Source organism: Streptomyces sp. HSG2, assembly GCF_016598575.1.
Classification (GTDB): Bacteria; Actinomycetota; Actinomycetes; order Streptomycetales; family Streptomycetaceae; genus Streptomyces.
On sequence record NZ_CP066801.1, the window covers coordinates 1,200,140 to 1,227,112 of the forward strand.

The window sequence follows — 26,973 nt, forward strand, 5'->3', positions numbered from 1 at the left end:
CGACTCCCGTCCTGGTGTGTCAGAGCGCGTCGGGACCGCGCTCGCCGGTCCGTACCCGCACCGCGGTCTCGACGGGCACGGACCACACCTTCCCGTCTCCGATCTTTCCGGTTCGAGCCGCCTTCACCACGACCTCGACGAGCTGGTCGGCGTCCTCGTCCTCCACGAGGACCTCGATGCGGATCTTGGGGACCAGGTCGACGGTGTACTCGGCTCCCCGGTACACCTCGGTGTGGCCCCGTTGCCGGCCGTACCCGCTGGCCTCGGTGACCGTGAGGCCTTGGACGCCGAAGGACTGGAGGGCTTCCTTGATCTCGTCGAGTCGGTGTGGTTTGACGACGGCGGTGATGAGCTTCATGCCTCAACCTTCTTGCTCTGGTCCTGGGACGCGACGCCGGGGGCGACCGCGGCGGCGGTGCGGGCGGCGCCTCCGCCGGCACCGCTGAAGTCGTAGGCGGTCTCGGCGTGGGCGGCCTGGTCGATGCCGCCGACCTCGTCCTCCTCGGGGGCGCGGAAGCCGATGGTCTTCCGCAGGGCGAGGGCGAGGATCAGCGTCACCACGAAGGTGTAGCCCATGACCGCGAAGGCTCCGACGGCCTGCGAGACGAGCTGGTCCCAGCCACCGACGCCGTCGATCGCCAGGAGGCCGACCATGAGGGTGCCGAGCAGTCCCCCCACCAGGTGGACGCCCACCACGTCGAGGGAGTCGTCGAAGCCCAGCCTGTACTTGAGGCTGACGGCCCACGAGCAGGCGACTCCGGACACCAGGCCGATCGCCAGGGCACCGAAGACGTTCACGTTGCCCCCGGCGGGGGTGATGGCCACGAGTCCGGCCACGGCGCCGGAGCACGCGCCGAGCGTGGTGAAGGCCCCGTGTCGGATCCGCTCGTAGGCCAGCCAGCCCAGGACGGCGGCGGCGGTGGCCACCTGGGTGTTGATCGCCATCTGCGCGGTGGTCCCGTCCACGCCGAGTTCGGATCCCGCGTTGAAGCCGAACCAGCCGAACCAGAGCAGGGCCGTCCCGAGCAGGACGAGCGGCATGTTGTGCGGGCGCATCGGGTCCCTCTTGAAACCCACGCGGTTGCCGACGACGAGGACCGCCGCGAGGCCGGCCACGCCCGCGTTGATGTGGACCGCCGTGCCTCCCGCGAAGTCGATCACGGCCGGGGAGAGGTCGGCCAGCCAACCGCCGCCCCAGACCCAGTGGGCGACGGGGAAGTACACGACGGTGACCCAGAGTCCGATGAAGATCATCCAGGAGCCGAACCTGACGCGGTCGGCCAGCGCTCCACTGATCAGGGCGGCGGTGATCACCGCGAACAGCATCTGGAACAGGGAGAAGGCGAAGACGGAGATGTTCTCGCCGGCGAAGTTCTCCATCACGCTGTCGGCGGTCACACCCCGCAGTCCGACCATGTCCAGATCGCCGACGAATCCGCCCGAGTCACCGCTGAAGGCGAGGGAGTGCCCGTACAGCACCCACAGGACGCTGACGACCCCGAGCGAGATGAAGGACATCATCAACATGTTCAGGACGCTCTTGGAGCGGACCATGCCGCCGTAGAACAGGGCCAAACCAGGCGTCATGAGCATGACCAGCGCTGCGCTGATCAGTACGAATCCGGTGTCTGTGCCGTTCAATGCCGGTATCTCCTCGTCGTGGACACGGCCCCGTGCGCGAAGCCTGAGCGGGGTGAGGGGTGGGCCGGTTGTGGGCACGAGACTGACGCGGCGCGGTTTCGACCGGTGCCCGTCGCCGTTTCGCCGCGATGACGAACAGGCGCGGTGTGTTACGTCTCGGTGAACCGCCGCATGGGGGCGACGACCCGGTGGTGCGGCCCGCCACGACGGGTCCGGCCGCGGCCGGCCTTCCGACGACCTGGCGATGGGGGAGCCGAGTCGGGCGGTTCGGGAGGGCCGGCCACGGCCGGGGACTGGGAGCGGCAGAGTCAGACAGCCTCGGGGATCTCCCCGGCGGAGCGCTCGGTGAGGTCGACCACGTCCGCCAGGTCCCCGAAGTCGCGCACGGCGGTGTCGATCGTCTTGCGAATGCGGGTGTTGACGCGTTCCGAGCGGACCTTGCCGGCGACCCGTACCGCCTGGGCGGCGAGCGAGGCGCCCTCCTCGGGCTCGCGGCGCAGCAGGTGGACAGTGGCCAGGCCGATCAGATTGAGCGCGTAGGAGCGCTGGTACTCCCCGTCGGCGGCGAACAACTCCACCGCGCGCCGCATCAGGGGTTCCGCCAGCGAGGCGTAGGTCGGACTCCGGCCGGCGACGTAGGCCAGGTCGCGGAAGGAGTGAGAGTTCTCTCCGAACAACTCGGCCTCGGAGAAGAAGCGGATCCAGTCGGGATCGGGCTCGTCCCACTCGGCGGCCTCGGCGAAGGTGTCCTCGGCCATCCGCACGGCGCGCTTGCAGCGGCTCGGCTGCCCCATGTTGGCGTAGGCACGGGCCTCCATCGCATACAGCATGGACTGGGTACGCGGGCTCGCGCAGTCCCGACTTCCGTACTGCGCGAGATGGATCAGCTCCAAGGCGTCGTCGGGACGGCCCAGATGGATCATCTGACGGCTCATGCTGGAGAGGATGTACGAGCCGAGCGGTCGGTCCCCGGCCTCCTTCGCGGCGTGCAGCGCGAGGACGAAGTACTTCTGCGCGGTGGGCTGCAACCCGATGTCGTACGACATCCACCCCGCCAGCTCCGAGAGCTCCGCGGCGACCTTGAAGAGGCGGGCCCTGGTGGGACCGGAGTGAGGCTCTTGGAGCAGATCCGTGACCTCGTGCAGCTGCCCGACGACGGCCTTGCGGCGCAGTCCTCCCCCGCACTGCGCGTCCCACCGGCGGAACATGACCGTCGTGGTTTCCAGAAGGTCCAACTCCGGCCGGGAGAGCCGGATCCGCCCGGTGTCGGCGGGCGGCGACTCGCTCCCGGCGCCGGCCGGGGCCGGGACGAGCCAGCGCTGCATGGGCTCGACGAGCGACGGTCCGGCGCTGAGACCGAGCGAGGCACCGAGAAAACCTCGGCGCGCGAGCATCAGGTCGCTCCGCGAGAACTCGCTGAGCAGTGCCACGGTCTGCGGACCGGTCCAGGGGAGGTCGACCCCGGTCGCGGACGGGGCCGGACGGGCGCTCCGCAACCCCAGATCCTCGACCGACACCACCGAGCCGAACCGCTCGGAGAACAACTCGGCCAGGATGCGCGGGATCGGCTCCCGGGGGTTCTCCCCGTCCAGCCAGCGACGCACACGGGAGGTGTCGGTCGAGACGTGGTTGGCGCCCAATCGCCGCGCGCGCCGGTTGACTTGGCGGGCAAGCTCGCCCTTGGACCAGCCACTACGCACGAACCAGGAGGTCAGCAGGTCGTTCGCGCGCTTCTCGGCCAGCGGGGCGCCGCCGACGTTCTTCCCGTTCTCGCTGTCGCCGCCCACTGGCACGCCCCCATCCCTCAGCCGACCGCCCCTCGCCGCGTGCGACGGGCGCTAACAGAATGCCGGTGTCGCGGACGCACGTCCGACCCCTGTCATCCTTCGAACGAGGCCGACTTGCCTCCGGCATACCCACGACCCAGGAGTCTCGAGCCCTCGTACACACAACGTAATGCGACGATCACCCGTGTCGCCATGGCGTTCCAGGAAACGCCACCATTCGCCACCCCTTCGAAACCGGGCCCGACGCATATCGGGTGCCGTATACGGCCAAGGACCCGGGACATGGGCGCGATAGAGCACGCGGGGGCGCACGCCACCGAGTCGTACCACCAACCGCGCGACGCACGCCGTCGGTGGCTCGCACGGAGGCGACCGTCGCACACGGAAGGTCACGACCGGTGGTCGGCGCGTAACCGGGGCCTCCGTCCGGGCGTTGGACGGCGTATGGGGTTCGCGATCGGCGGCAGTCGGACCATGCGGGAACTCGCTCGGGGCGGATTGCGACGCGCGCACCCACCGGAGTGCGCCGTCGCCGCGGAGTTCACGAGGCTGTGGGGCTGGGATGTCGTACCGGGCGCACGCGCGGCGGGCGGCTCGTGTTCCTGCGGGCGACGAGGCTGCCCGACCCCCGGCGCGCACCCTCTCGACCTCGACGCCCGTTTACCCGCCGGCACGGGCCCCGACGAGGTGGCCAGGGCATGGGCCGAGGTGCCCGGGGCTTCCGTGATGCTGCCGGTCGGAAGGGCCTTCGACATCCTGGAGGTGTCGGCCGTGGTGGGAGCGCGAGCGCTGGCCCGGTTGGAGCGCATGGGACTGCCGAGCGGGCCGGTCATGGTCACGCCGCGAGGTCGAGCCCTGTTCCTCGTCGCCCCGGGAGCCGCGAAGGAGCTGCCCCGACTGCTGTACCGCACGGGTTGGGACCACCCGCTCGCCTTGGACCTGACGTGCCTCGGGCCCGGCGCCTTCGTGACCGCCCCTCCCTGCGACCACGGGGGAGAGGGTCCGGTCCGGTGGCTCAGGCGGCCCCCACTCGACGCCCCGGTCGATCCGCCGGAGGCCCGACTGCTCGTGGGCACCTTGGCGCACCTGGCACACCGCTCACGGAGGTGCAGGGACGGGTAGAACCGCCGCTCAGAGCCTCAGCGGCTCTCGGCATTCCGAGCACTTCGGCCCGGAAGGTCCGTCTCGTCACCAAAGCGTGAGAGCTTCGGCTTGAGTACGGTCTCTCGTTTCTGTCTGCCGCTGGTGGGGCGAGGTCGCGCCGCCTGCCCGCCCCGCCCCCACCTCGCGGCGGGTGCGGGTGGCGCGGGTCCTACGGTCGGCTCCACGAGGCTTCGACACCACCGGGGCGGTGCCCTGGTCTCCGGCCACTCCGGTACCGGTCACGCAGGCCGCCGCGAGAGCGGCGAGGTTGAGCGCGGCGTTGTCGTCCCGGTCGACGACCAGGTGGCAGGCGTCGCATTCGTAGGTCCGCATGTGCGGCGGCAGCTTGGCTTTCACTGTCTTGCACCCGGAACAGGTCTTGGAGGAGGGGTACCAGCGGTTCGCGACCACGAGGCGGGTGGCGTGGCGCCGTCCGGACGACCAGGCGCCACCCGGACGCCGGCAGGGCCGCTTCGAGGTGCTCGACACCGAACCGGGCCGGCCGGTCGCGGTGCTCGACCACGATCACCGCGGGCCTGCGGGTCGCACAGCACCCGGTGCAGCTCGCGCCGCCGCCCGTTCAGCCCCGACCCGACCTCGGTCACGACCTCCCCGACCGGAAAGCCCAGCCCGGTGGCCGCCTGGACCCGCGGGCCACCTGCCGGTCGAGGTCCGCTTCCTGGTCCGCCGAAGAGACCCGGCAGTACGCCACGACCCGCGCGGACGCCTCCGGGGCGGGCACATCGACGATCCGCGGCCGATCGCTCAGTCTCCGATCAGTGCGTCGACGAAGGCCTCCGGCTCGAACGGCGCGAGGTCGTCCGCGCCCTCTCCGAGCCCGACGAGTTTGACCGGCACCCCCAGTTCCCTCTGGACGGCGACCACGATGCCCCCCTTCGCCGTGCCGTCCAGCTTGGTCAGCACGATGCCCGTGATGTCCACGACCTCGGCGAAGACCCTGGCCTGGACGAGTCCGTTCTGGCCGGTGGTCGCGTCGAGCACCAGCAGCACCTCGTCGAGGGGCGCCTGCTTCTCCACCACGCGCTTCACCTTGCCCAGCTCGTCCATGAGACCGGTCTTGGTGTGCAGTCGGCCGGCGGTGTCGATCAACACCACGTCGGCGCCGATCTCCTTGCCCTCCTTGACCGCGTCGAACGCGACGGAGGCGGGGTCGCCGCCTTCGGGGCCGCGGACCGTGTGGGCGCCCACCCGGTCACCCCAGGTCCGAAGCTGATCGGCGGCGGCGGCGCGGAAGGTGTCGGCGGCGCCGAGGACGACCGTGCGGCCGTCGGCGACGAGCACCCGGGCCAGCTTGCCGGTGGTGGTGGTCTTGCCGGTTCCGTTGACTCCGACCACCATCACGACGCCCGGTCCGCCGGTCTCCGACTCGGTCCTGACCGTCCGGTCCTGCTCGACACCGACCAGCGCGACCAATTCGTCGCGGAGCAGTGCGCGCAGTTCCCCCGGCGTGCGGGTGCCGAGCACCTTGACGCGCTCACGCAGCCGCTCCACCAGTTCCTGCGTGGACTGGACTCCGACATCGGCCGTCAGCAGGGTGTCCTCGATCTCCTCCCAGGTGTCCTCGTCGAGGTGTTCACGGGACAGGAGGGTAAGCAGACCCCTGCCGAGCGCGTTCTGGGAGCGGGACAGCCGGGATCGGAGCCGGACGAGTCGACCGGCGGCGGGTTCCGGGATCTCCAGTCGGGGAGCCTCCGGCTCCTCGTCGGCCACGGGCGGTTCCGCGACGGGCGCGACCTCGGCGGGAAGATCGACTTCCTCGATCGTCCGGCGCGGCTCCTCGCGCGGTTTCTCGGCCTCGTCGCCGACGTGCGGCTCGGCGGGCGGGGCGGTCAGGTCGGGAGCGGAGGGCGGCGGTGGCACGCGCTTCGCGCGGCGCGTGCCCACGACGAGCCCGCCGAGCGCGCCGATCACGACCACGGCGATGACTACAGCAAGGATGACGATGTCCATAACCGCTCCAGTATCAGTCATGGCCCGCCGGACCCACGCCGGCCGCCCGACGGGGCACCCTGAACCACCCGCGAGGGACAAAAGCCCCTGGAAGGGATCACCTACGCCAAAGTACGATACGGGAGCCTCCTCCCCCCGCACGGAGTGCGCGCCCCACCCCTGATCGACCCGCGCGGGAGGGTCCCGGGAGCCACGGCCACCAGATGAGCAGGACGACCAGAACCGGAAGCACGCTGGAGACCCGGGGCATCGAGCAGATTCCCGACGCGGAGCGGACCGCCCGGGTCCGGGGGTTGTTCCCGACCTGGGTCGGTGCCAACATCAGCGTGCTGCTGCTCACCATGGGCGCGGGACTGGCCGTGGTGTACGGCCTGAACTTCTGGCAGGCGCTCGTCGTGGCCGCCGTGGCGCCGATCGTCTCCTACGGACTCGTGGGCCTCATCGGCATCGCCGGCAAGCGTGGTGGGGCGCCCGGCATGGCCCTGTCCCGGGCGGTGTTCGGGCAGCGCGGCAACCTGCTCCCCGGTTCGCTGATCTGGGTGGCCCGGTGGGGCTGGGAGACCATCAACGCGGTGGCGGGCGCGTACGCCCTGCTCACGGTCCTGGCCATCGTGTTCGGCGTGCGCCCCAACCCGGTGCTGGTCGTGACGATGCTGTTCGCGTTCGTCGTGGCCACCTTCGCCATCTCCGGGCTGGGCATCCACGCGGTGCGCAGGGCGGGCGCCTATGCCACTGCGCTCTTCGGTCTCTTCACGGTGCTGGTCCTCGCCCACCTGATAGCCGTCACCGACTGGTCGGCGGTCTTCGACCGCCCGGCCGGGCCGACGACCGCGGTGGTCGCGGGCGTCGGAATCATCGCGGCCGGTGGCGTCAGTTGGATCCCGTCGGCCCCCGACTTCACCCGGTATCTCCCGCGCACGGCCTCCGCCAAGGGCATCGTGGGGGTGACCGTGGGCGGTGCGGGCGTGGTCGTCCTGCCGATGGTGCTCATGGGCATGGTGATGGCCGTGGCCAGCCCGGGCCTCGCCTCGGCGGCCGACCCGGTCTCCTTCCTCGGGGAGATCCTGCCGACCTGGCTCGCGGTGCCCTACCTGCTGATCGCGCTGATCGGCATGTTGATGATCAACTCGATGTCGATGTACTCGGCGGGTTTCACCGCTCAAACCCTGGGCTTTCGGATGCCACGCCACTGGGCGGTCTCCGTCAACGCGCTGATATCCCTGGTCTTCGGCGGAGTGCTGATCATGGCCGCGACCAGCTTCCTCGGTTCGTTCATCGCCTTCCTGTCGCTTCTGGCCGTCGCGTTCTCCGCCTGGGTCGGCGTCTTCGGCGCCGACATGCTGCGGCGGACCGACTACGACGGGCGCGCGCTCGCCGACACCGGCCGCACCAGCGCGTACTGGTACCGGGGCGGTTTCTGCGTCGCCGCCTGCGCGGCCTGGGCGATCGGGTTGACCGCCGGGTTGATGTTCACGGCGTCCGACTGGTTCACCGGCCCGCTGGCCACGAACAACTTCGTCGGCGAGTACGGACTGGGCTGGGTGGCGACGATCCTGGTCTCCGGCCTGCTCTACCTCGCGCTGCCCAAGCCGCCCGGCCCCGTGCCCGCCCCGGCGCGCGAGGAACGCGACGAGGTTCCCGCGACCCTGGCGGACTGAGCCTCCGTCGGCTAGCGTCCCCCCCTCCGCGCCCGCCGGAGGAGGGGAGTCCCACCCGTGTCGGTCACCGTCATGCGGTTCAACCTGGTCGAGCCCTCGGCCACGCGCGCCTCGCTCGCCGCCCGCTACCGTGCCGCCTTGGAGATGGCCGCCTACGCCGACGACCACGGGCTCACGGCGGTGCAGACCGAGGAACACCACGGCTGCCCCGACAACTGGATCCCGTCGCCCCTGTCCTTCGCCGGGGCGGTACTCGGCGCCACCCGACGGCTCACGGTGACGGTGTCGGCGGCCATCGGCCCTTTGTACGACCCGCTGCGACTGGCCGAGGACATCGCCGTGCTGGACCTGCTGAGCGGTGGGCGCCTGGTGACCGTCGTGGGTGTCGGTTACCGGCCGGAGGAGTACGCGCGGGCCGGGGTGGACTTCGCCCGACGCGGTCGACTTCAGGACGAATTGCTCGCGACCCTTCTCGCGGCATGGACCGGCGAGGAGTTCACCCACCGCGGGCGGATCGTCCGGGTCACCCCACGCCCCTTCTCCGACCCGCATCCCCCTCTCATGGTCGGCGGCGCCTCGCGCCCCGCCGCGCGCCGGGCCGCGCGGTTCGGGCTGCCCTTCTTCCCCAGCGCCCACCTGCCCGAGCTGGCCGCGTACTACGAGGCCGCGAGCGCGGCACGCGGCGGGGGCGGTTTCGTGGTGATGCCCGCCCCCCGGACGCACCTGATCCATGTCGCCGAGCGTCCGGAGCGCGTGTGGGCCGAGTACGGCGGCCACTTCCTGCACGAAGCGCGGACGTACGCCTGCCGGCAACCCGACGGACAGCGCACGGCGGTCCGGTCGGTCGCCCGCACTGTCGAGGAGCTGCGCGCGGAGGGCGTGTACCGCGTGCTGACCCCGCAGGAGTGTGTGGAACTCGCCGCGCAGGACTCCGCCGCAACGGTGCTGCATCCGCTGGTCGGCGGGATGCCGCCGGAGGAGGGGTGGCGCGGCGTCCGACTGTTCTGCGAGCGGGTTCTGCCTCGACTCCGGGAGCGGGCCGGGGACCCGGGCCCGAGCCGTCCGGGCCGGGCTAGCGGAGGCGCTGACCGATGACCTTCGACACCCCGTCGCCCCGCATGGACACCCCGTAGAGGGCGTCGGCGACCTCCATCGTGCGCTTCTGGTGCGTGATGACGATCAGTTGGGAGACCTCGCGCAGCTCCCGCATGATCCGGATCAGGCGCCTCAGGTTGGTGTCGTCGAGCGCCGCCTCGACCTCGTCCATCACGTAGAAGGGGCTGGGCCGGGCTTTGAAGATCGACACCAGCAGGGCCACGGCCGTCAACGAGCGCTCCCCGCCGGACAGCAGCGACAGTCTCCTGACCTTCTTGCCGGGCGGCCTGGCCTCCACGTCCACGCCCGTGTGCAACAGGTCGTCCGGGTCGGTGAGAACCAGGCGTCCCTCTCCCCCGGGAAAGAGCCGGCCGAACACACCTTCGAACTCGCGAGCGGTGTCGGCGAAGGCCTCCGCGAACACCCGCTCGACTCTCTCGTCGACCTCCCTGACCACCCGGAGCAGATCGGCGCGCGTCTTCTTCAGATCGTCCAGCTGTTCCCCGAGGAATCGGTGTCGTTCCTCCAGGGCGGCGAACTCCTCCAGAGCGAGCGGGTTGACCTTGCCCAACCGCTGGTACGCGCGCTCGGCCGCCCTCAGACGCTCTTCCTGCTCCGCTCGGACGAAGGGCCGAGAGGCGTCCGCGCCGTGCTCGGCGGTGCTCCCTCGGTCGTCGGAGCCCTCGGACGCCGGGGCCGGGACGGGCTGCCCGGGACCGTAGTCGGCCACCAGGGAGTCCGGCTCGACGCCCATCTCCTCCAGCGCCTTGGTCTCCAACTGGGCGACGCGCAGTCGCTTCTCGGCTCCGAGGACCTCTCCCCGGTGCACCGAGTCGGTCAGACTGTCCAGTTCGGCCCGCGCTTGCCGGGCCGCCGTCCGCGCCGCCACCAACTCCCGCTCGGCATCGGCCTCCGCCTCCTCGGCCGCGACCCGTTCGGCATCGGCACGATCGGCCGACGCCTGGGCGCACACGAGCAGACGCCGGGCCCCCTCGGTGACCGCCTCGGCTACCGCCGCCTCCGCCCGCAGGCGAGCCCGCCGCCCCTCGGCACGCGCGCGGACCTCTCGCTCCCCGCGGGCCGCCCGGTCTAGGGCGTCGGCCCGACCGGCGAGGGCCTTGGCCCTCTCCTCGTGCGTCCGGAGCTGGAGACGTGCCTCCATCTCGACATGTCGGGCATCGGCGCCGGCGGCGGCCAGTCGCTCGCGTCGCGAGGTGTCGGGCTCCTCCTCCGTCGGGAGCTCCTCCGCGACGGCGAGTCGCTCGGCGAGTTCCTCGGCCTCCTGTCGCGCACGTTCAAGATCCCGCCGCGCGCGATCGGCGGCCCCCCGCGCGCGATCGGACTCGTCGTCGGCACCCCTGACCTGTCCGGCCAGGCGGGCCAGCCGTTGGTCCGCGGCGGCTCTCTCCCGGTCCGCGACCCGAATCCGCTCGCCCAGCTCCGCCACGCTCGTGGCACGCTCCCGAAAGCTCCTCTCGGCAGCGGTCCGCGCGTCGGCCAGGCCCTCGCGACGCGCGGCCAACTCGACCAACTCGGCGTCCGTCTCCTCCAGACACGCCCGCAACTCCAACAGGCCGGGTTCCCGGGCGGCTCCACCGCGCGCGAGGAGTGACCCGAGAACGTCGCCCTCGGAGGTGACAGCGGTCAACGCCGGCCGGGCCCGGACCACCTCCTCGGCCTCCGCCAGGGTGTCGACCACCACCGTGCGGCCGAGCAGTCGGCGCACGGCGGGCATCAGTTCGACCGGACCGCGCACCAGATCGGCGGCGGAGCGGAGCCCGGCCGGGACGACCACCGCGGGAGCGTCGTCCACGGCCTCGCCCGCCAGCAGCAGAACCACCCGGCCGGCGTCGTCCTTGCGCAGCGCCCGGAGAGCGTCGACGGCGGGACCCAGACCCCGGACGGCCACGGCTTCGGCCGCCGCGTCCAAGGCGGCGGCGAGCGACGTCTCGTGACCGGGCTCCACACGCAGCAGGTCGGCGACGGGCCCGAGTACGCCCGTGAGCCGATCCCCGGCACTCAGCAGTGCCGGGGTCCCGTCCTGCCGACGCAGCGCCAGGGAAAGGGCCTCATGCCTCGCCCGCGCCGCGGCGTGGCGGCGCTCGGCCTCCGTTCCGGCCTCACGGGCGGACTCCAGCGACCGGCGCGCGGCGTCCAGTCGTTCCTCGGCCGCCTCCCGCGAGGCGGCGAGCCCGGCGTGCTCGGCATCGAGAGCGGCGACCCGGACGCGCCACTCCTCGTGTTCGGCACGGGCCGCCGCCGCACGGGCGTGGCCCTCGTCTCGGGTGGCGGCCAACCGTTCGACCTCGGCTCCGGCCGCCGCCGCCCGGGATCGGGCCGCGGCCACCTGGCCCTCCAGGCGGGCCAGGCCCTCGCGGCGATCGGCGTCGGCACGGGCCGCGTCCTTGAGTCGGCGCTCCTCCCCGGCGAGTTCTTCCTCCAGTTCGGCGCGGTGGGAGACGGCGTCGCCCAGCGCCCTGCGAGCGGCCTCCAGTGCCGTCTGCGACTCCACCTCCCGCTCGCGGATCCGGGCGGCCTCCGCTTCCAGGTCCTCCGGGTCGCGTCCCCGGCGCTCCTCCGGTGGCTCGGCCGAGGCACGGTCGAACCGGGCCTCGGCGAGCGAGACGGTGCCGCGCACCCGCTCGGCGAGGCGGGAGAGCTCGTGCCAGTGGAGCTGTGACTGACGCGACCGCGGACCGAGTTCTCGAACCTCGGCCTCCCAGCGTTCCTCCCGGTGCCGCGCCTCGGCCAGTGCCCGTTCGGCGGCGTTCTTCCTCTCCTTCAGGGCGGCCTCGTCGGCGATCTCGGCCCGCAGGGCCTCGCGGAGCCGGACGAGGTCGTCGGCCAGCAGCCGCAGTCGGGCGTCGCGCAGATCGGCTTGGATCGTGGCGGCGCGGCGGGCCACCGCCGCCTGCCTTCCCAGCGGCTTGAGTCGTCGCCGGAGTTCTTCCGTGAGGTCGCGTACGCGTGCGAGGTTGGCCTGCATCGCGTCCAGCTTCCGCAGCGCCTTCTCCTTGCGCTTGCGGTGCTTGAGGACGCCTGCCGCCTCTTCGATGAAGGCCCGACGGCCCATGGGGTCGGCCCGCAGGACGGAGTCCAGCCGGCCCTGGCCGACGATCACGTGCATCTCGCGGCCGATGCCGGAGTCGGAGAGCAGTTCCTGGACGTCGAGGAGGCGGCAGGTGTCGCCGTTGATCTGGTACTCGCTGCCCCCGTTGCGGAACATGACCCGGGTGATGGTGACCTCGGCGTACTCGATGGGCAGGGCTCCGTCGGCGTTGTCGATGGTCAGCGACACCTCGGCACGCCCGAGCGGGGGGCGATCGGCCGTCCCGGCGAAGACGACGTCCTCCATCTTGCCGCCGCGCAGCGACTTCGCGCCCTGCTCGCCCATCACCCAGTTCAGGGCGTCCACGACGTTGGACTTGCCTGATCCGTTCGGGCCTACGACGCAGGTGATCCCGGGCTCGAAGCGGAGCGTGGTCGCCGAGGCGAACGACTTGAACCCACGGAGGGTCAGGGCCTTCAGGTGCACGCCGTCGGACTCTACCGGCCCGGATCGGCTCCCTCCACGACCCTTCGGATCCTCGCGGTTTCACCGGTGAACGGGTCGGGCACATCAGACGTTAGAGAAGGCGAGGAGGGGGATACGCCCGAAGGGGTCGAGACGGTCTGCGGCTCGACATGGGACAGGGACGCCTGGGGCGTCCCTGACAACGAGGCGATGGAGCAGGACAGAATGGACCGATCACAGCCCGCCGCCTTTTCTGCGCGGAGCGGTGATCAGGTCAGCGCGGGCTCCGCCTGGTGTGCGTCAACGCTCTCCATGATCCTGTCATGAGAAGCGGCGGCCGCCAGTGCCTCGTTCTCCGCCTGGATGCGCACGAGCTCGGATTCCAGGTCTTGGACACGCTGCTGGAGCCGTCGCATCTCGGCGAGGAGTCGAGGGTCCGAGCCGCCGACGTAACCGAGAAGCGCCTTTGCCATGATGGATGGTCCTCCACAAATGAGTGACCGACCGTAGCGGTTTGGGTCGTAGGGGTTACGCACCCGGGTGCCTGACACTCTTCACTTGTCTCTGCCGTTCATCCATGCCAAACAGCCGAGGTGCGCGGGGACTTTCAGCGTCTCACCAAAAAGTTTGACGGTCAACACGATCACACCCGCCGTCGGGGCTCGACCGACGGCCCGAGCCACCCCTCCGGGTACCCGCGTCGACCGGGGTCGGACTGTCGCCGGACACCCCGGTCGCGTCCGCATCCCTTCCCGGTGTCCGCCCCTCGCCGGTCACCTGCCGTTTTGCGGCGCACTTGTCCACCTGAGACGGCCTTCACCGGTCGGGCGGGCGGCGAGACCGGCGCGATCAGCGGATGGCGAATCCCTCGTACCGACCGCGCGGTGTGTCCCAGATCTCGGTGACACCATCGACCCGTCCGGGCGTGTCGCCACCGCGCAACCAGTTCAGCAAGTCCTCGCAGCAAGCCCTCGGCCCCTCCGCGACGATCTGCACCCGCCCGTCGGCCAGGTTGAGCGCGAAGCCGGTCACGTCGCCGACCTCGAGCGCCCGGGCCCGGGTGAACCAGCGGAAACCCACACCCTGCACGCACCCCCGCACCCACACGAGCAGGCGAACATCTTCGCTCACGGATGCGACGGGACCGGCCGATGTCGTTCCGGACACTTCCACCCTCTGCGCCATGCGGTACCGTCCCGACCCAATGAACTCATATGAAACTCACTCGATCAGGTGAGTTTAGTGATGCTCCTCGCGCCAGGCCGACCGGTCGTCGCGCCGAAGCCCCACCGGAGCATCGTGACGAAGGTTCGAGCGCGGACCAGGAAGGCGCACGACATGGGACGCCATCGACGCTCCGACACCCCGAACTCCGACACGGACCACCGGGGGGAAGCATCCGCCGCGGCGGCGCCGACGCCCGACGGCGACCCCACGCGACCGGGCCCGACGGAAGAGCACCCGGTGGGCATCGCCCTCTACCTGGACCCCGACGCCGCCGAGCGGGCGCGAGCCGACCAAGCCTACGCGTTCGCTCGGGGCGAGGACTCCTCCACCCCGGCGGAGGTCGGGCGGAGCGTCGGCCTCTCCCACCGTCACGGCTTCGCGCCCGACACCGGAGGTCGTCGAGTCCCCGCGCACCGACGCCGCCGTCCCCGCCCGGTGGCGGATCCGCTCCGTACCGGCCTGCTAGGCGCCACCGCCGCCGTCGCCTTCGGCACGATCGCGGTCGCCACCGGCGTGGTCCCCGGCCTCGACGACTACCGCATCGGGTCGGGGGAGGGCGGGGACGAACCGGCCAAGGCGGCGGCACCGACCGGAGACGCCGCCCCGCACGACGGCACCACCGAGGCTGGGGAAGCAGAACGCGGGGACACGGGCACCAGCCGAGACCGGGAGCGGACCGTCCTCCCCTCCGAGGACCCCTCGCCGGCCGTGCCCGACGCGCCGATCGCCACGCCTGAGGCCGACGAGACGGAGGCCCCGGCTCCGTCGACGACGACGCCCGAAGCCGAGGGCCCACGGGACGCCGAGGATCCACGCGCGCCGTCCGCCGCCGACGACGTGAACGACCCGGAATCGATTCCCCGGGAGATCGAGGAGGCGGAGCGGCCCGCGGCACCCGCGACGGAGCCGCCGGAGGGAGTCGCCGAGGCCGAGGTGGTGAGGCTGGTCAACATCGAGCGGGCCCAGGCCGGCTGCCGCCCGCTCGAAACGGACGGGGCTCTCGCGGGGATGGCGGGCGACTTCAGCCGGGCCATGGCCGAACAGGGCTTCTTCGACCACACCGCCCCAGGTGGGACGACCCCCTGGGACCGCGCCGAACAAGCCGGGATAGCCGACCTGGGCGGGGAGAACATCGCCCGCGGCCAAGCGGACGCGGCGACGGTGGTGGACGCGTGGATGAGCAGCCCGGGCCACCGCGCCAACATACTGAACTGCGACTTCCGCACCCTGGGGGTGGGGGTCCACTTCGGTTCGGGCGGCCCCTGGTGGACACAGGACTTCGGCTACTGACCGTTCCCGCCGGGCTGCCCCGAACTCCGATGAGCTCGCGTGAGGCCGTGTCGGGGCCGACCACGGCCCCTCAGTGGTCCGACCGCCGGACCGGGCGAGGTGGTGGCTGGCACCTCGGGCAGAAATGGCTGGAGCGGTTCATCCACGCCACGCGCCGTATCGGGGTGTCGCAGCGACGACAGGGCGCGCCTTCGCGCCCGTAGGCGTCCAGTGATCGGTCGAAGTAGCCGGATTCGCCGTTGACGTTGACGTAGAGGCTGTCGAAGCTGGTACCGCCCTCGGCCAGCGCGTCGGACATCACGTCGCGAGCGTGGTCGACCAAGGCCAGGCTCCGGTCGCGGCCCAGGGTGGCGGTGGGGCGGTCGTGGTGCAGGCGAGCCCGCCACAGCGCCTCGTCCGCGTAGATGTTGCCGACCCCACTGATCAGTGACTGGTCGAGCAGCGCTCGTTTGACCGTGGTCCGCTTCCCGCGCAGTGCCCTCTGGAAGGCCTCCGCGTCGAAGCGCGGGTCGAGCGGGTCCCGGGCGATGTGTCCGACGGCTTCCGGCAGGCCGTCGCCCCTGGTGTCGTGCAAAGACAGCCCGCCGAAGGTGCGCTGGTCGACGAAGCGGAGCTCGGTTCCGAGATCGTCCGCGAACCGGAATCGCGCCCTCAGGTGCCGCTCGTCCGGAGCGCCGTCGGGCCGGACCAGAAGCTGGCCGCTCATGCCGAGGTGGGCCAGGACCGCCTGCCCGGTCTCCTCAAGCGGCAGCCAGAGGTACTTCCCGCGGCGGCCGGGCGGGCCGATGAGGTGTCCGGCGGTCCGAAGCGCGAAGTCCTCGGGCCCGCCGGGGTGCCTGCGCACCGCGCGGGGGTGGAACACCTCGACGGTGTCGATCGTCCTGCCGGCGACCCACCTGTACAGGCCGCGCCGCACGACCTCGACCTCGGGCAGCTCCGGCATCGTTCCTCCCGGTGTGCCATGACGCCGCCCGCGCGGGTCGGCGACCGCGGCGGACGGTCGTTCGGCGCCCTCGTGTTCAGGTGCCGGGCGACGGCGGGGCGCCATGGGGGGGATCGGCCGCGTCCACCGCGCGTCGATCGGCGACGGACCGGATTGACCGCCAAGCGGTCTCGGCGGCCTGCTGCTCCGCCTCCTTCTTGCTGCGGCCGGTGCCGGTGCCGTACGAGACGCCTCCGACGCGGGCGGCAGCGGTGAAGACCTTCTCGTGGTCGGGGCCCGTCTCCGACACGAGGTACTCGGGGACACCCAACCCTTCGGTGGCGGTGAGTTCCTGCAACGAGGTCTTCCAGTCCAGACCGGCACCGAGACCAGAGGACTTCTCGATCAGCGGATCGAAGAGTCGGTGCACCAATTCGGACGCCGCGTCCAGTCCCCGGTCGAGGTACACCGCGCCGATCACGGCCTCCAGGGTGTCGGCGAGGATGGATGCCTTGTCCCGTCCGCCCGTGCCCTCTTCGCCGCGGCCGAGCCGGATGAAGGAACCCAGGTCGAGCCCGCGTCCGACCCCCGCCAGCGCGCGCGAGTTGACCACGGCGGCCCGTAGCTTGGCCAACTGGCCTTCGGGCAGGTCGGGGTGGGTGCGATACAGCGTGTCCGTGACCACGAGACCGAGGACGGAGTCCCCCAGGAACTCCAGCCGCTCGTTCGTGGGGAGGCCGCCGTTCTCGTACGCGTAACTCCGGTGCGTCAGCGCACGCACCAGAAGGGCGGACTCGACCTGGTAGCCGAGCCGCCCCTCCAGAAGCGTGTGGGACGAGGCCTGGTTGTCCGCCTTCTTCCTGACAGGAGGAGCCGACTGGGGGTCTTCCGTCTTCTTGGCAGTGGACACAGTGCCTGTCACCAGCCGCTCAGACCTCGAGGACCTGGCGCTTGTTGTAGGTGCCACATGACGGGCACGCGATGTGCTGCTGCTTGGGCTCGTGGCAGCGCTCACACGCAACCAGGGTGGGGACCGCAGCCTTCCACTGCGACCGGCGGTGGCGCGTGTTGCTGCGCGACATCTTCCGCTTCGGAACAGCCACGGCTACTTCTCCTGCTTCTCGTCGACGCCCGGTTCGGCGCCGCTCTTCTCGTCGTTCTCGCCGTCCCTGATGGATTCGGCGAGTCCCTGCAGTGCCGCCCAACGGATGTCGACGGCGTCATGGTGGTGTCCCGGGTCGTCCGCGAGCCGTGCTCCACACTCGGCGCACAGCCCGGGACAGTCCTCCCGGCACACCGGCCGCATCGGCAGTGCGAGCACCACCGCGTCACGCAGCACGGGTTCGAGGCCGATCAAGCCGTCCTCGACATGGAGCCTGTCCTCGTCGTCCTCGGCGTCGTCGCCGGGCTCCGCGATCACGCGGCCCCGGTCGTCGGCGTCAGGGTACGAGAACATCTCCTGGAAATCCGCTTCGAGCTCCAGCTCGACCGGCTCCAGACACCTTACGCACTCCCCCGTGGCCCGTGCACGGCCGGTGCCCGTGACGAGGACACCCTCCATCACCGACTCGAGCCGAAGGTCCAGCTCCAGCGGAGCGCCCTCCGGGACTCCGACGACCCCGGCGATCCCCAGCTCCGCCGGGGCGTCGAGGTCCCGGGTCAGCCGCCTCATCGCACCGGGTCGACGACCCAGCTCATGAGTGTCGATCACGAGGGGGTCACGGTGGTCGAGGCGGGCGTTCAGAGCCATTCCTGCTTTCGATCTTCGGGCTCGGTGAGCTGCCGCCGGCGACGGGGCAGCGCTGATCGCTGACGTGCGCGCGACCGAAGAGCCAGGATACTGGACCTTCCGCCGTTGACCCAACCCGGCCTCAGCGGCCCCCCTCGTCGTAGGGCGGATCATAGCGAATCGGCTGCTCAGGGCCGACCTCGGCGGTCCCGTAGGGGTCGGTGTCCGGGTAGCCGCCCCTCGCATCGCCGGGGGCCGCCGGATCGTAGGCGGCGACGCCGTAGCCCCCCACTCCGTCGCCGTACCCCTGATACCCGCCGTAAGGCTCGGCGGATCGACCGTCGGCGTAGGCGGCGTACCCAGGGCCGTATCCATAGGGTTCCGGGGCGCCCGGCGACACCGGTGTCGGTGGCTCGGCGTAGTCCTCCGTCCGCGACATGCGGACGCGCGGCGCAGGCACCGGCGTATGCGAGTAACCCTTGCCGGGCTCCTGGGCACGCGGCGCGGGCACCGTCGCCCCGCGGTCGGCGGGGGTGTCGGCGGGGGCCGCGAGGTCGGCCAGGTAGTCGGCGTCGCTGGAGTACCTCGACGGGCTCGACTCCTCGGCGAGAGCGCCGAGGTCGTCGGTCGCGATCCGGCCGTGCAGCTTCTCCCGGCCTCGTCCCACGGCCTCCAGGGTGGCGGTGAGCACCGACTCGAAGGCACCCAGCTTGGCGTCGACGTACGCGTCGGCGTCCTGGCGGCCGGACTCCGGGTCCTGACCGCGCCGAGGGTAGTCGTCCTCGGAGTCGAGGTTGCCGCCGCCGGTGCTCGGGAGATCACCGCCCAGGAGCCTCTCCCGTCCGCGACCCACCGATCCGAGCGTCTTGGTCAGGACCACCTCGAAGTTGGCGAGCTTGGAGTCGACGTACTCGTCGGCCTCGGCGCGGATCGCCTCCGCCTCCTCGCGGGCTTCGGCGAGCATCCGATCGGCCTCGGCCCTCGACCGGCGTGCCACCTCCGTGTCGGAGACGAGGGAGCCGCGTTCGGCGTGCGCGGCACCGATGATCCGGTCGGCCTCCTCCCGGGCCCGGGTGACCACCTGGTCGCGATCGCCGATCAACTCCTCGGCCCTGGCCAGGGAGCCCGGCAGGGCGTCTCTCACCTCGTCGAGCAGCGCGAGGAGACCGGCGCGGTTGATCACGCACGAGGCCGACATGGGCATGGCGCGGGCACCCGCGACCAAGGTGACGATCTCGTCCAGCTTCTTCTGCACGTCCACCGTGTGCTCGCCACTCCCTACGCGACTGGATGGTCGGACGGAAGACGACTGTACGGCGCCGCACCGCGGGAGGGGGACCGCCTCGGGGGCGGGTCCGCCTCAGCGGTCTCCCAACCGCGTGTCCAGCGCGGCCAGGACCGCGGGCGGGACCAGGTGAGCGACGTCACCACCCCAGGTGGCCACCTCCTTGACCAGGGACGAGGAGAGGAAGCTGTAGGTGGGGTTGGTGGGAATGAAGAGGGTCTCCACACCGGAGAGGCCGTTGTTCATCTGGGCCATCTGCAGCTCGTAGTCGAAGTCGCTGACGGCGCGCAGGCCCTTGACGATGGCGGGGATGTCGCGTGCCCGGCAGAAGTCGACGAGCAGACCGTGGAACGACTCGACCCGGACGTTCCCGTACTCGGCCGTGACCTCGCGGATGAGGTCGATGCGTTCCTCGATCTCGAACAGCCCCCGCTTGGACTGGTTGATCATCACCGCCACGTAGACCTCGTCGTACAGCCTGGAGGCACGGGCGATGATGTCGAGGTGTCCGTTGGTGATCGGGTCGAACGACCCGGGGCAGACGGCGCGGCGCACTGGTGATCCCTCGCTCTCCGGTCCGGTCATCGTGCGTGGTCGCACGGTGAGGCGGCGCGACCGTACCAAAGCGTGCCCTCGCCGTAGCGACGGGAGCGGAGCGCCCGGATGCCCTCCGGCCAGTCGAATTCGCCGCCCCTGCTACCGCGCTCCACGGTGACGAGGGCCTCGACGGCGAGCCACCCTCGTGCGAGGAGTGTGATCAGGATCTCTCGAAGATCGTCGTCCGCGACGGCGTAGGGAGGGTCGAGGAAGGCCATGTCGAAAGGGTGCTCCGGCGGGGCGCCGCGGACGATCCGCTCGGCCTGACCGATCCGGACCTCCGCGCCGGGCAGACCGAGGGCGCGGACGTTCTCCCGGACTGTGCGGGCGGCACGCGGCTCCGCCTCGACGAGCAGGGCGTGACTCGCGCCCCGGGACAGCGCCTCAAGACCGACGGCGCCCGAGCCCGCGTACAGGTCGAGCACGCGCTCGCCGCACAAGGGCCGCCCCAGGAGCGACCGCCAGGTGGAGAAGAGGGCCTCGCGGGCCCGGTCCGACGTGGGGCGGGTCCCCGTCCCGGGAGGGACGGCGAGTCGGCGTCCGCCGGCCACGCCGGCGATCACGCGGGTCATCTGTGTCGAATCCTTGGTGGAGGGGACGTGTGGCTCCCCAGTGTGGCAGGCGCGGCGGCGGTGACAGGGGGCGCGGCGTGCGGCCCGACGGGGTCGGTCGGCGGGTGCGGCCCGACGGGCGGCTCCAACGCCCGGCCCGCGGACCTCACCCCTTCTCCAGATAGCGCTCCCGCTCGGCGTCGAGCAACGCCTCCAAGGCCGTGCGCAGCCCGGGCAGATGAGTCAGCTCCGGGTCCGCGGACACCACCGCGAACGCCTCCTGTCGCGCCTCCTCGATGATGTCCTCGTCCTCCAGAACGGTCAGTACGCGCAACGACGTCCGAGCCCCGGACTGGGCCCTGCCCAGCACGTCTCCCTCACGGCGCTGCTCCAGGTCGACCCGGGACAGTGCGAAGCCGTCCTGCGTCGAGGCGACGGCTGCCAGCCGGCGGCGGGCCGGGCTCCCCTCCGGCGCCTCGGTGACCAGCAGGCACAGCCCGGCCGCGGCACCGCGACCGACCCGGCCGCGCAACTGGTGGAGCTGGGAGACCCCGAAGCGGTCGGCGTCCATGATCACCATGACGGTGGCGTTGGGTACGTCCACCCCCACCTCGACGACGGTGGTGGCGACGAGCACGTGCGTCTCCGCCGCCGAGAAGCGCCGCATCGCGGCGTCCTTGTCCTCGGGTGGCATCCGGCCGTGCAGGACGCCCACGGAGAGGCCGCGGAGCGGACCGGCGGCGAGCCGGTCCGCCATGTCGAGGACGGCGACCGGCGGGCGTCTGTCGGTCGTCTCCTCGGAGTCGGACGGCGCGTGCCCGGACGACCGCTCTCCGGGCTCGCCCTCCTCGTCCCCGATGCGGGGGCACACCACGTACGCCTGGTGCCCTCGGATCACCTCCTCGCGGACCCGCTCCCAGGCGCGGGTGAGGAAGTGGGGCTTGTCGGCGGCCGGGACGACGTGGCTGGCGATGGGCGAGCGTCCGGCCGGGAGTTGGTCGAGGACCGAGGTGTCGAGATCCCCGAAGACGGTCATCGCGACCGTGCGCGGGATGGGCGTGGCGGTCATGACCAACAGGTGCGGGGAGCCCCCGCCGCGGGCGTCCGCCTTGCCGCGCAGGGCGTCGCGTTGCTCCACACCGAAGCGGTGCTGCTCGTCGACGACGACCAGCCCCAGATCGTGGAAGCGCACGGAGTCCTCGATGAGCGCGTGGGTCCCGACGACGATCCCGGCCTCGCCGGTGGCCAGTTCGAGGAGGACCCGGCGCCGCTCCGCTGCGCTCGTGGAACCCGTGAGCAGTGTCACCCTCGTGGCGTGCTCGGCGGCGTCGAGCATGCCGCCCCGCCCCAGCCCTCCGAGCATCTCGACCATGGAGCGATGGTGCTGCTGCGCCAGCACCTCGGTCGGCGCCAGCATCGCGGCCTGCCCGCCCGCGTCGACGACTGCGAGCATGGCACGCAGCGCCACCAGCGTCTTGCCGGAGCCGACCTCCCCCTGGAGGAGTCGGTGCATCGGATGGTCGGAAGCGAGGTCGTCGAGGATCTCCAGGGACACTCGCCGTTGGCCGTCGGTGAGAGTGAAGGGCAGCCTCTCGTCGAAGGCGGCCAGCAGACCGTCCGGGGCCGCCTTTCTCGCCACGGCGGGGAGCAGGTTCTCCGCGTGCCGGCGGCGGGCCAGCGCGACCTGGAGGACGAAGGCCTCGTCCCACTTCAGTCGCGCGCGGGCGCGATCGACGTCGACCTGGGATCGAGGGCGGTGGATCTTGACCAGCGCCTGGGACAGGGAATCGAGGTCCCGCCCCTCGCGCAGGGTCGCGGGCAGAGGGTCGATCGCGTCCTCGGCGGCGGGCAGCACGGTCTGGACGGCCTTGGCGATCTTCCAGGACTCCAGCTTGGCGGTGGCCGGGTACAGGGGGATCAGGGAACCGGCCCAGTCCTCGGCCGCGGCGTCCTCGGCGGGCTCGCCCCCCTCGTCGCGCAACAACTCGTACGCCGGGTGCGCGAGCTGGAGCCGGCGGTTGAAGACGGAGACCCTGCCCGCGAACATGGCCCTGGTTCCCGGCAGCAGTTCCTTGTGGGGCTTGTGCGCGCCGGCGCCGAAGAAGACCAGCCGCAGCCGACCGCTGCCGTCGGTGATCGTCACCTCGAGTCGACGGCCCTTGCCGCCAGGAGCCCTGGCGGAGGCGAAGGCGTGGAGTCGGGCCTCCGCCACCTGGGCCACGACCGTGACGTGCTCGTCCATGGGCAGATCGACGAGGTGGGTGAGCCGGCCGCGCTCCTCGTACCGACGTGGGTAGTGGTGGAGGAGGTCGCCGACGGTGTGCAGGCCGAGATGCTCGGCCATCACCTTCGCCGTGGTGGGGCCGAGCACCGCCTTCAAGGGGCGTTCCAGAGGTTCTCGCAGCGCGGGCACGGGTCCATTGCACACCACGGCACCGACAGCGGCGCGGTACGCGCCGCTCCTCCCGCGTGTACGGCTCCGGCCCGCCGGGGCGCACGGCCTGGGCACCCGGTCGGGCGGCGCGAACCTCGGCGCCTATTCGACGCCGATGAGCAGGGGGGCGCCCTGCCGTCCCCCCCTGTGGACCACCGTGTCCACGGCGAGGTACGCGCCGCGCACACGCGCGCGCAGCAGGTCGGCGACGCCCTGCGGCGCGTCGTCGCCCAGGACCAGGGTGACCAACTCGCCACCGGCCGCCAACATCCGGTCCAGTACCGCCTCGGCGACGCCCGCCACGTCGGAGCCGATCACCGCGACGTCTCCGTCGATGAGGCCCAGCACGTCGCCCGCCTGGCAGACGCCGGCGGTGGTCCAGGCCCGCCTCTCGGCCACCGCCACCTCGGCGTACCTGGTGGCACCGGCCGCCGAGGTCATCGCCACGACGTCCTCGTCGAACCGGCGGCCGGGTTCGTGGACGGCGAGCGCGGCGATGCCCTGGACGGCGGAGCGGGTGGGGATCAGTGCCACCCGCGCCCCCTCCGCACGGACCTGCTCGACCGCGACCGCCGCGGTGTGGCGCAGCTCGGCGTCGTTCGGCAACACGACCACCTCGTGCGCGTGCGCCCGCCGTACGGCCTGTGCCAGTTCCCCGCTGGCGAGTGGCTCCCCGGGGCGAGCGAGCAGGGTCGTGGCCCCGCACTCGGCGTACAGCGCGGCCAGCCCTTCCCCCGGCACGACGGCGACCACCGCGCGCCGCGCCCGCTCGGCCGGGTCCTGGAGGGGCGTGGCCGGCATCCGGGCGTGCGCGTCGTCCCGGTCGAAGTGGGTGACGCGGATGCGGTGCGGCCGGCCCGCCTCCACGCCGGCCTCGATCGCGGCACCGGCGTCGTCGACGTGCACGTGGACGTTCCACAGTCCGTCGCCTCCGACGACCACCAGGGACTCGCCGAGGGTGTCCAGGCGGGCACGGAGGCGTTCGACCGAGGTGTCGTCGGCTTCCAGGAGGTAGACGACCTCGAAAGCGGGACCGCCCGCCGGGTCCCCCAAGCCGGCGGGATCGGCGGGAGTCTCGGCGTGGGGGGCGGGCGCGGCAGAGGTCGTCGAGGTGCCGTGCCCGTGCGCGTCCCCCCCGGACCGGCGCTCGGGTTCGCGGCGGGTCTCTCCGGTGAGGACCTCCAGCAGCGCGCCGAGCACGGTCACCAGGCCGAGCCCACCGGCGTCGACGACCCCCGCCCGGCCGAGGACGGACAGTTGCCCCGGGGTTCGCGCGAGCGCTTCGCGGGCGCCCCGGTGCGCGGCACGGACCACCCCGGCGCAGTCGGTCCCGCCGCCCTCGGCCGCCGCCGCGGCGGCGGCGGCCACGGAGAGGACGGTGCCCTCGACCGGGTGGGCCACGGCCTCGCGGGCGGAGTCGGAGGCCCGGCGCAGGGCCCGGCGCAGGGCGACGCCGTCGACGCCGGACCCCTCCTCGCCGCCCAGCACCTCGGCCATGCCGCGAAGCAACTGGGCCAGGATGGTGCCGGAGTTCCCGCGGGCGCCCAGGAGAGCTCCGTGGGCCATCGCCCGGACGGCGTCGGCGAGGGGAGGGCCGTCCGGCTCGTGGGCGGTGAAGACCGCCTCCACCGCCCCGGTCGCCGACTCAAGGGTGAGGTAGAGGTTGGTCCCGGTGTCGGCGTCCGCCACCGGATAGACGTTGATCGCGTCGATTTCCTCGCGCGCGCGGCCGAGCGAGGCCAACGCGGTCCCGCACCAGGCGCGCACGGCCGGAGCGTCGATGGTTCCCCTCGGCACCTGCGCCACCCGTGCCTCCCTGAGCTGCTCGATGTCCCCGCAGCGTAGACCGCCCGACGTCGGGCGCCGGAGCGGGGCGAGGCGTCCCCTTCACCTCACCGGTTTCCTCCTGCCGAGACAGTCGTTGTATGATGCTCCGGTTGCCCGATCCCGATCGGGCCGTTCCCCTGGCACAGCCACTCGGGTCTCGAAGCGTCCGTATGGACCGAGCGCCTCGATCCCGGCATGCCGGGATCAACCGTAAGTGCATCTGAAGTCTTTGGAGTGACCCGTGGCTGCCAACTGCGACGTCTGCGGCAAGGGGCCGGGCTTCGGCAACAACATCTCGCACTCTCACCGCCGTACGCCCCGTCGCTGGAACCCCAACATCCAGCGTGTGCGTACCGTGGTCGGCGGGACGCCGAAGCGCGTGAACGCTTGCACCTCGTGCATCAAGGCCGGCAAGGTCTCGCGCTGACGCTCAGCAACAGCGCGCGGTCACTGCCGGTCCGCTGCGAGAGCCGGTCCACCCTCGGGTGGACCGGCTCTTCGCCGTTCCCGAGCGGGGCACGGGCAGGGGTCACCCTCGCGGGCCGAGCGCCCAGCCGTGGTCCACGGGGCCGATCCCCGAACCCAGCGGGAAGCCGGCGCCGATCGCGCCCGTGACGTACGCCTTGGCGGCGGCGACCGCCTCGGGTACCGACCGTCCCCTGGCCAGTCCGGCGGCGACCGCCGAGGCCAGGGTGCAGCCGGTGCCGTGCGTGTGCCGGTTGTCGTGACGCGGAGCGCGCAACCAGTGCTCGACGGAGCCGTCGGTCAGCAGGTCCACGGGCTCACCGGGCAGGTGGCCGCCCTTGATCAGCGCCCATCGGGGCCCGAGGGCAAGCACCGCCCCCGCCGCGCGGCGCATGTCGGCCTCGGACTCCACCCGGACCCCGGTCAGTTGGGTCACCTCGTCCAGATTCGGAGTGGCGACGGTGGCCAGGGGAAGCAGCGCCGCCCGCACCGACTCCACGGCCGAAGCGGCCAACAGGGGGTCGCCGTGCTTGGACACGCCGACCGGGTCGACGACCAGCGGGGCGTCGGTTCCGTCGAGCAGTTCGGCGACCGCCTCCACGAGTTCCGCGGAGGCGAGCATCCCGGTCTTGACCGCCTGCACTCCGATGTCGTCGACGACGCTGCGGTACTGGGCGCGGACCGCTTCCGCCGGAAGCTCCCAGGCCCCCCGCACGCCCTGGGAGTTCTGGGCCGTCACCGCCGTCAGGACGCTCATTCCGTGGACGCCGAGCGCGAGCATCGTCTTCAGGTCCGCCTGGATCCCGGCACCGCCGCCGGAGTCGGAACCGGCGACGGTCAACACCCGCGGCGGGCCGCTCACGACTCGATCTCCCCTCCGAAGTGGTCCCAGCCGCCCTCGCCGGTCCACGGCGCGCCGTCGACGGTGATCCGGGGCAGCGCGGAAGGGTGGAGGACCTCCCCGATCACCTTCCAGCGGGCGGGCAGCTTCACCTCCGGCGGGAAGGTGGCGACGATGGCGTGGTCCTCTCCTCCTGTCAGCACCCACAGCATCGGATCGACGCCGACGGCCTGGCCGATGTCGTGCATCTGGGAAGGGATGTCCACTGCGCCGGATCGCAGGTCGATCCGGACCTTGCTGGCCTCGGCGATGTGGCCCAGGTCGGCGATGAGCCCGTCGCTGACATCGCACATCGCGGTCGCTCCCAGCCCCGCGGCGGCGGGACCGGCGTCGTATGGGGGTTCGGGGCGTCGGTGTGCCTCCACGAAGGCGCGCGGCGAGCGGAAACCGCGGGACAGGACTGCCAGGCCCGCGGCCGACCAGCCCAGCCAGCCCGTCACCGCGACCAGGTCGCCGGCTTGGGCTCCCCCCCGGGTCACGGGGTCCTGGTTGCGCAGATCGCCCAGGGCGGTGATGGACAGTGTGACGGTGTCGCCGCCGACGACGTCTCCCCCGACCACGACGGCTCCGGCCACCTGGCACTCGTCGCGCAGGCCGTCCATCAGCTCGGTGGGCCAGGTCACCGGCAGTTCGCCGGGGACCACGAGGCCGAGCAGCAACGCCGTGGGCACCGCGCCCATGGCGGCGATGTCGGCCAGGTTCTGGGCCGCGGCCTTTCGGCCCACGTCGTACGCGGTCGACCAGTCCCGACGGAAGTGGCGTCCCTCGACGAGGACGTCCGTGCTGGCCACGACGCGACGATCGGGGGCCGCGACCACGGCGGCGTCGTCGCCCGGCCCGACCCGCACCACCGGGCCGGATGTGAGGCGGGAGGTGAGCTCCCTGATCAGCCCGAACTCGCCGAGCTCACCTACCGTGCCCTTCATCGTCCACTCC

24 protein-coding genes and 1 pseudogene are annotated in these 26,973 nt (G+C 72.0%); 5 read left to right on the top strand and 20 right to left on the bottom strand.

Annotated elements, in window-relative coordinates:
• Nucleotides 1–19: 19 nt before the first annotated feature.
• From JEK78_RS04725 to JEK78_RS04735, 3 genes are all read right to left on the bottom strand, one after another.
• A complete protein-coding gene (locus tag JEK78_RS04725; RefSeq protein ID WP_200262838.1) occupies nucleotides 20–358 on the bottom strand; it encodes a P-II family nitrogen regulator in 339 nt (112 codons plus the stop codon).
• Nucleotides 355–1,641, bottom strand: a complete 1,287-nt coding sequence (locus tag JEK78_RS04730; RefSeq protein ID WP_200262839.1) for an ammonium transporter — start codon at nucleotides 1,639–1,641, stop codon at nucleotides 355–357. Before JEK78_RS04730 ends, JEK78_RS04725 begins: the two co-directional genes overlap by 4 nt.
• Before the next feature lie 308 nt (nucleotides 1,642–1,949).
• On the bottom strand, nucleotides 1,950–3,428 hold the full coding sequence (locus tag JEK78_RS04735) for a hypothetical protein (protein WP_200263996.1): 1,479 nt from the start codon (nucleotides 3,426–3,428) through the stop codon (nucleotides 1,950–1,952).
• A 444-nt stretch (nucleotides 3,429–3,872) separates the two neighbouring features.
• On the opposite strand from JEK78_RS04735, the gene JEK78_RS04740 reads away from it, so the two are divergent.
• Nucleotides 3,873–4,550, top strand: coding sequence for a bifunctional DNA primase/polymerase (locus JEK78_RS04740; RefSeq protein ID WP_200262840.1), 678 nt, complete (start codon nucleotides 3,873–3,875; stop codon nucleotides 4,548–4,550).
• Between the two features lie 66 nt (nucleotides 4,551–4,616).
• Here the strand turns inward: JEK78_RS04740 and JEK78_RS04745 are convergent, their stop codons facing one another.
• From JEK78_RS04745 to ftsY, 3 genes and pseudogenes are all read right to left on the bottom strand, one after another.
• Nucleotides 4,617–5,060 (bottom strand): zinc ribbon domain-containing protein, encoded by a 444-nt coding sequence (locus JEK78_RS04745; protein WP_347341201.1) that lies wholly within the window; start codon nucleotides 5,058–5,060, stop codon nucleotides 4,617–4,619.
• Nucleotides 5,008–5,298, bottom strand: a pseudogene (locus tag JEK78_RS23215) (recombinase family protein); the annotation flags it as partial. The pseudogene JEK78_RS23215 and the gene JEK78_RS04745, both read right to left, overlap by 53 nt.
• Before the next feature lie 38 nt (nucleotides 5,299–5,336).
• On the bottom strand, nucleotides 5,337–6,542 hold the full coding sequence (ftsY, locus tag JEK78_RS04750) for a signal recognition particle-docking protein FtsY (RefSeq protein ID WP_200262841.1): 1,206 nt from the start codon (nucleotides 6,540–6,542) through the stop codon (nucleotides 5,337–5,339).
• 203 nt (nucleotides 6,543–6,745) lie between these two features.
• Between ftsY and JEK78_RS04755 the strand changes: the two genes are divergently transcribed.
• Nucleotides 6,746–8,200, top strand: coding sequence for a cytosine permease (locus JEK78_RS04755; protein WP_200262842.1), 1,455 nt, complete (start codon nucleotides 6,746–6,748; stop codon nucleotides 8,198–8,200).
• Between the two features lie 57 nt (nucleotides 8,201–8,257).
• Nucleotides 8,258–9,295 carry an LLM class flavin-dependent oxidoreductase gene (locus tag JEK78_RS04760; RefSeq protein WP_200262843.1) on the top strand — a complete coding sequence of 346 codons (1,038 nt, stop codon included), beginning with the start codon at nucleotides 8,258–8,260 and terminating at the stop codon, nucleotides 9,293–9,295.
• Here the strand turns inward: JEK78_RS04760 and smc are convergent.
• From smc to JEK78_RS04775, 3 genes are all read right to left on the bottom strand, one after another.
• Entirely contained in the window at nucleotides 9,273–12,830 is a 3,558-nt protein-coding gene (smc, locus tag JEK78_RS04765; RefSeq protein WP_200262844.1) for a chromosome segregation protein SMC, read from the bottom strand. The genes JEK78_RS04760 and smc overlap by 23 nt on opposite strands.
• A gap of 248 nt (nucleotides 12,831–13,078) precedes the next feature.
• The gene (locus JEK78_RS04770) at nucleotides 13,079–13,282 is read right to left on the bottom strand and encodes a hypothetical protein (RefSeq protein ID WP_200262846.1); all 204 of its coding nucleotides are present in this window, start codon (nucleotides 13,280–13,282) and stop codon (nucleotides 13,079–13,081) included.
• A gap of 376 nt (nucleotides 13,283–13,658) precedes the next feature.
• On the bottom strand, nucleotides 13,659–13,940 hold the full coding sequence (locus JEK78_RS04775; protein WP_200262847.1) for an acylphosphatase: 282 nt from the start codon (nucleotides 13,938–13,940) through the stop codon (nucleotides 13,659–13,661).
• 207 nt (nucleotides 13,941–14,147) lie between these two features.
• Here JEK78_RS04775 and JEK78_RS04780 point away from each other — a divergent pair, with 207 nt between their 5' ends.
• Complete coding sequence (locus JEK78_RS04780; protein WP_200262848.1) at nucleotides 14,148–15,326, top strand: CAP domain-containing protein; 1,179 nt, start codon at nucleotides 14,148–14,150, stop codon at nucleotides 15,324–15,326.
• Nucleotides 15,327–15,396: 70 nt separating this feature from the next.
• Here the strand turns inward: JEK78_RS04780 and mutM are convergent, their stop codons facing one another.
• From mutM to JEK78_RS04825, 9 genes are all read right to left on the bottom strand, one after another.
• A complete protein-coding gene (gene mutM / locus JEK78_RS04785; protein WP_200262849.1) occupies nucleotides 15,397–16,269 on the bottom strand; it encodes a bifunctional DNA-formamidopyrimidine glycosylase/DNA-(apurinic or apyrimidinic site) lyase in 873 nt (290 codons plus the stop codon).
• A gap of 76 nt (nucleotides 16,270–16,345) precedes the next feature.
• Entirely contained in the window at nucleotides 16,346–17,170 is an 825-nt protein-coding gene (gene rnc, locus JEK78_RS04790) for a ribonuclease III (RefSeq protein ID WP_200262850.1), read from the bottom strand.
• A 7-nt stretch (nucleotides 17,171–17,177) separates the two neighbouring features.
• Complete coding sequence (rpmF, locus tag JEK78_RS04795; protein ID WP_003951102.1) at nucleotides 17,178–17,351, bottom strand: 50S ribosomal protein L32; 174 nt, start codon at nucleotides 17,349–17,351, stop codon at nucleotides 17,178–17,180.
• Nucleotides 17,352–17,353: 2 nt separating this feature from the next.
• Nucleotides 17,354–17,998: a YceD family protein gene (locus tag JEK78_RS04800; RefSeq protein WP_200262851.1), complete on the bottom strand. Its 645-nt coding sequence runs from the start codon at nucleotides 17,996–17,998 to the stop codon at nucleotides 17,354–17,356.
• Between the two features lie 121 nt (nucleotides 17,999–18,119).
• On the bottom strand, nucleotides 18,120–19,238 hold the full coding sequence (locus tag JEK78_RS04805; protein WP_200262852.1) for a cell division initiation protein: 1,119 nt from the start codon (nucleotides 19,236–19,238) through the stop codon (nucleotides 18,120–18,122).
• Nucleotides 19,239–19,337: 99 nt separating this feature from the next.
• Entirely contained in the window at nucleotides 19,338–19,817 is a 480-nt protein-coding gene (gene coaD / locus JEK78_RS04810) for a pantetheine-phosphate adenylyltransferase (protein ID WP_200263997.1), read from the bottom strand.
• Between the two features lie 26 nt (nucleotides 19,818–19,843).
• Nucleotides 19,844–20,431, bottom strand: a complete 588-nt coding sequence (gene rsmD / locus JEK78_RS04815) for a 16S rRNA (guanine(966)-N(2))-methyltransferase RsmD (RefSeq protein ID WP_200262853.1) — start codon at nucleotides 20,429–20,431, stop codon at nucleotides 19,844–19,846.
• A 145-nt stretch (nucleotides 20,432–20,576) separates the two neighbouring features.
• A complete protein-coding gene (gene recG, locus JEK78_RS04820) occupies nucleotides 20,577–22,823 on the bottom strand; it encodes an ATP-dependent DNA helicase RecG (protein ID WP_242483272.1) in 2,247 nt (748 codons plus the stop codon).
• A gap of 123 nt (nucleotides 22,824–22,946) precedes the next feature.
• Nucleotides 22,947–24,650: a DAK2 domain-containing protein gene (locus tag JEK78_RS04825; protein WP_200262855.1), complete on the bottom strand. Its 1,704-nt coding sequence runs from the start codon at nucleotides 24,648–24,650 to the stop codon at nucleotides 22,947–22,949.
• Nucleotides 24,651–24,912: 262 nt separating this feature from the next.
• Between JEK78_RS04825 and rpmB the strand changes: the two genes are divergently transcribed.
• Complete coding sequence (gene rpmB / locus JEK78_RS04830) at nucleotides 24,913–25,098, top strand: 50S ribosomal protein L28 (RefSeq protein ID WP_004924906.1); 186 nt, start codon at nucleotides 24,913–24,915, stop codon at nucleotides 25,096–25,098.
• 102 nt (nucleotides 25,099–25,200) lie between these two features.
• Here the strand turns inward: rpmB and thiD are convergent, their stop codons facing one another.
• Both thiD and JEK78_RS04840 read right to left on the bottom strand, forming a co-directional pair.
• Entirely contained in the window at nucleotides 25,201–25,998 is a 798-nt protein-coding gene (gene thiD, locus JEK78_RS04835; RefSeq protein ID WP_200262857.1) for a bifunctional hydroxymethylpyrimidine kinase/phosphomethylpyrimidine kinase, read from the bottom strand.
• The gene (locus JEK78_RS04840; RefSeq protein ID WP_200262858.1) at nucleotides 25,995–26,963 is read right to left on the bottom strand and encodes a thiamine-phosphate kinase; all 969 of its coding nucleotides are present in this window, start codon (nucleotides 26,961–26,963) and stop codon (nucleotides 25,995–25,997) included. Before JEK78_RS04840 ends, thiD begins: the two co-directional genes overlap by 4 nt.
• Between the last annotated feature and the right edge of the window lie 10 nt (nucleotides 26,964–26,973).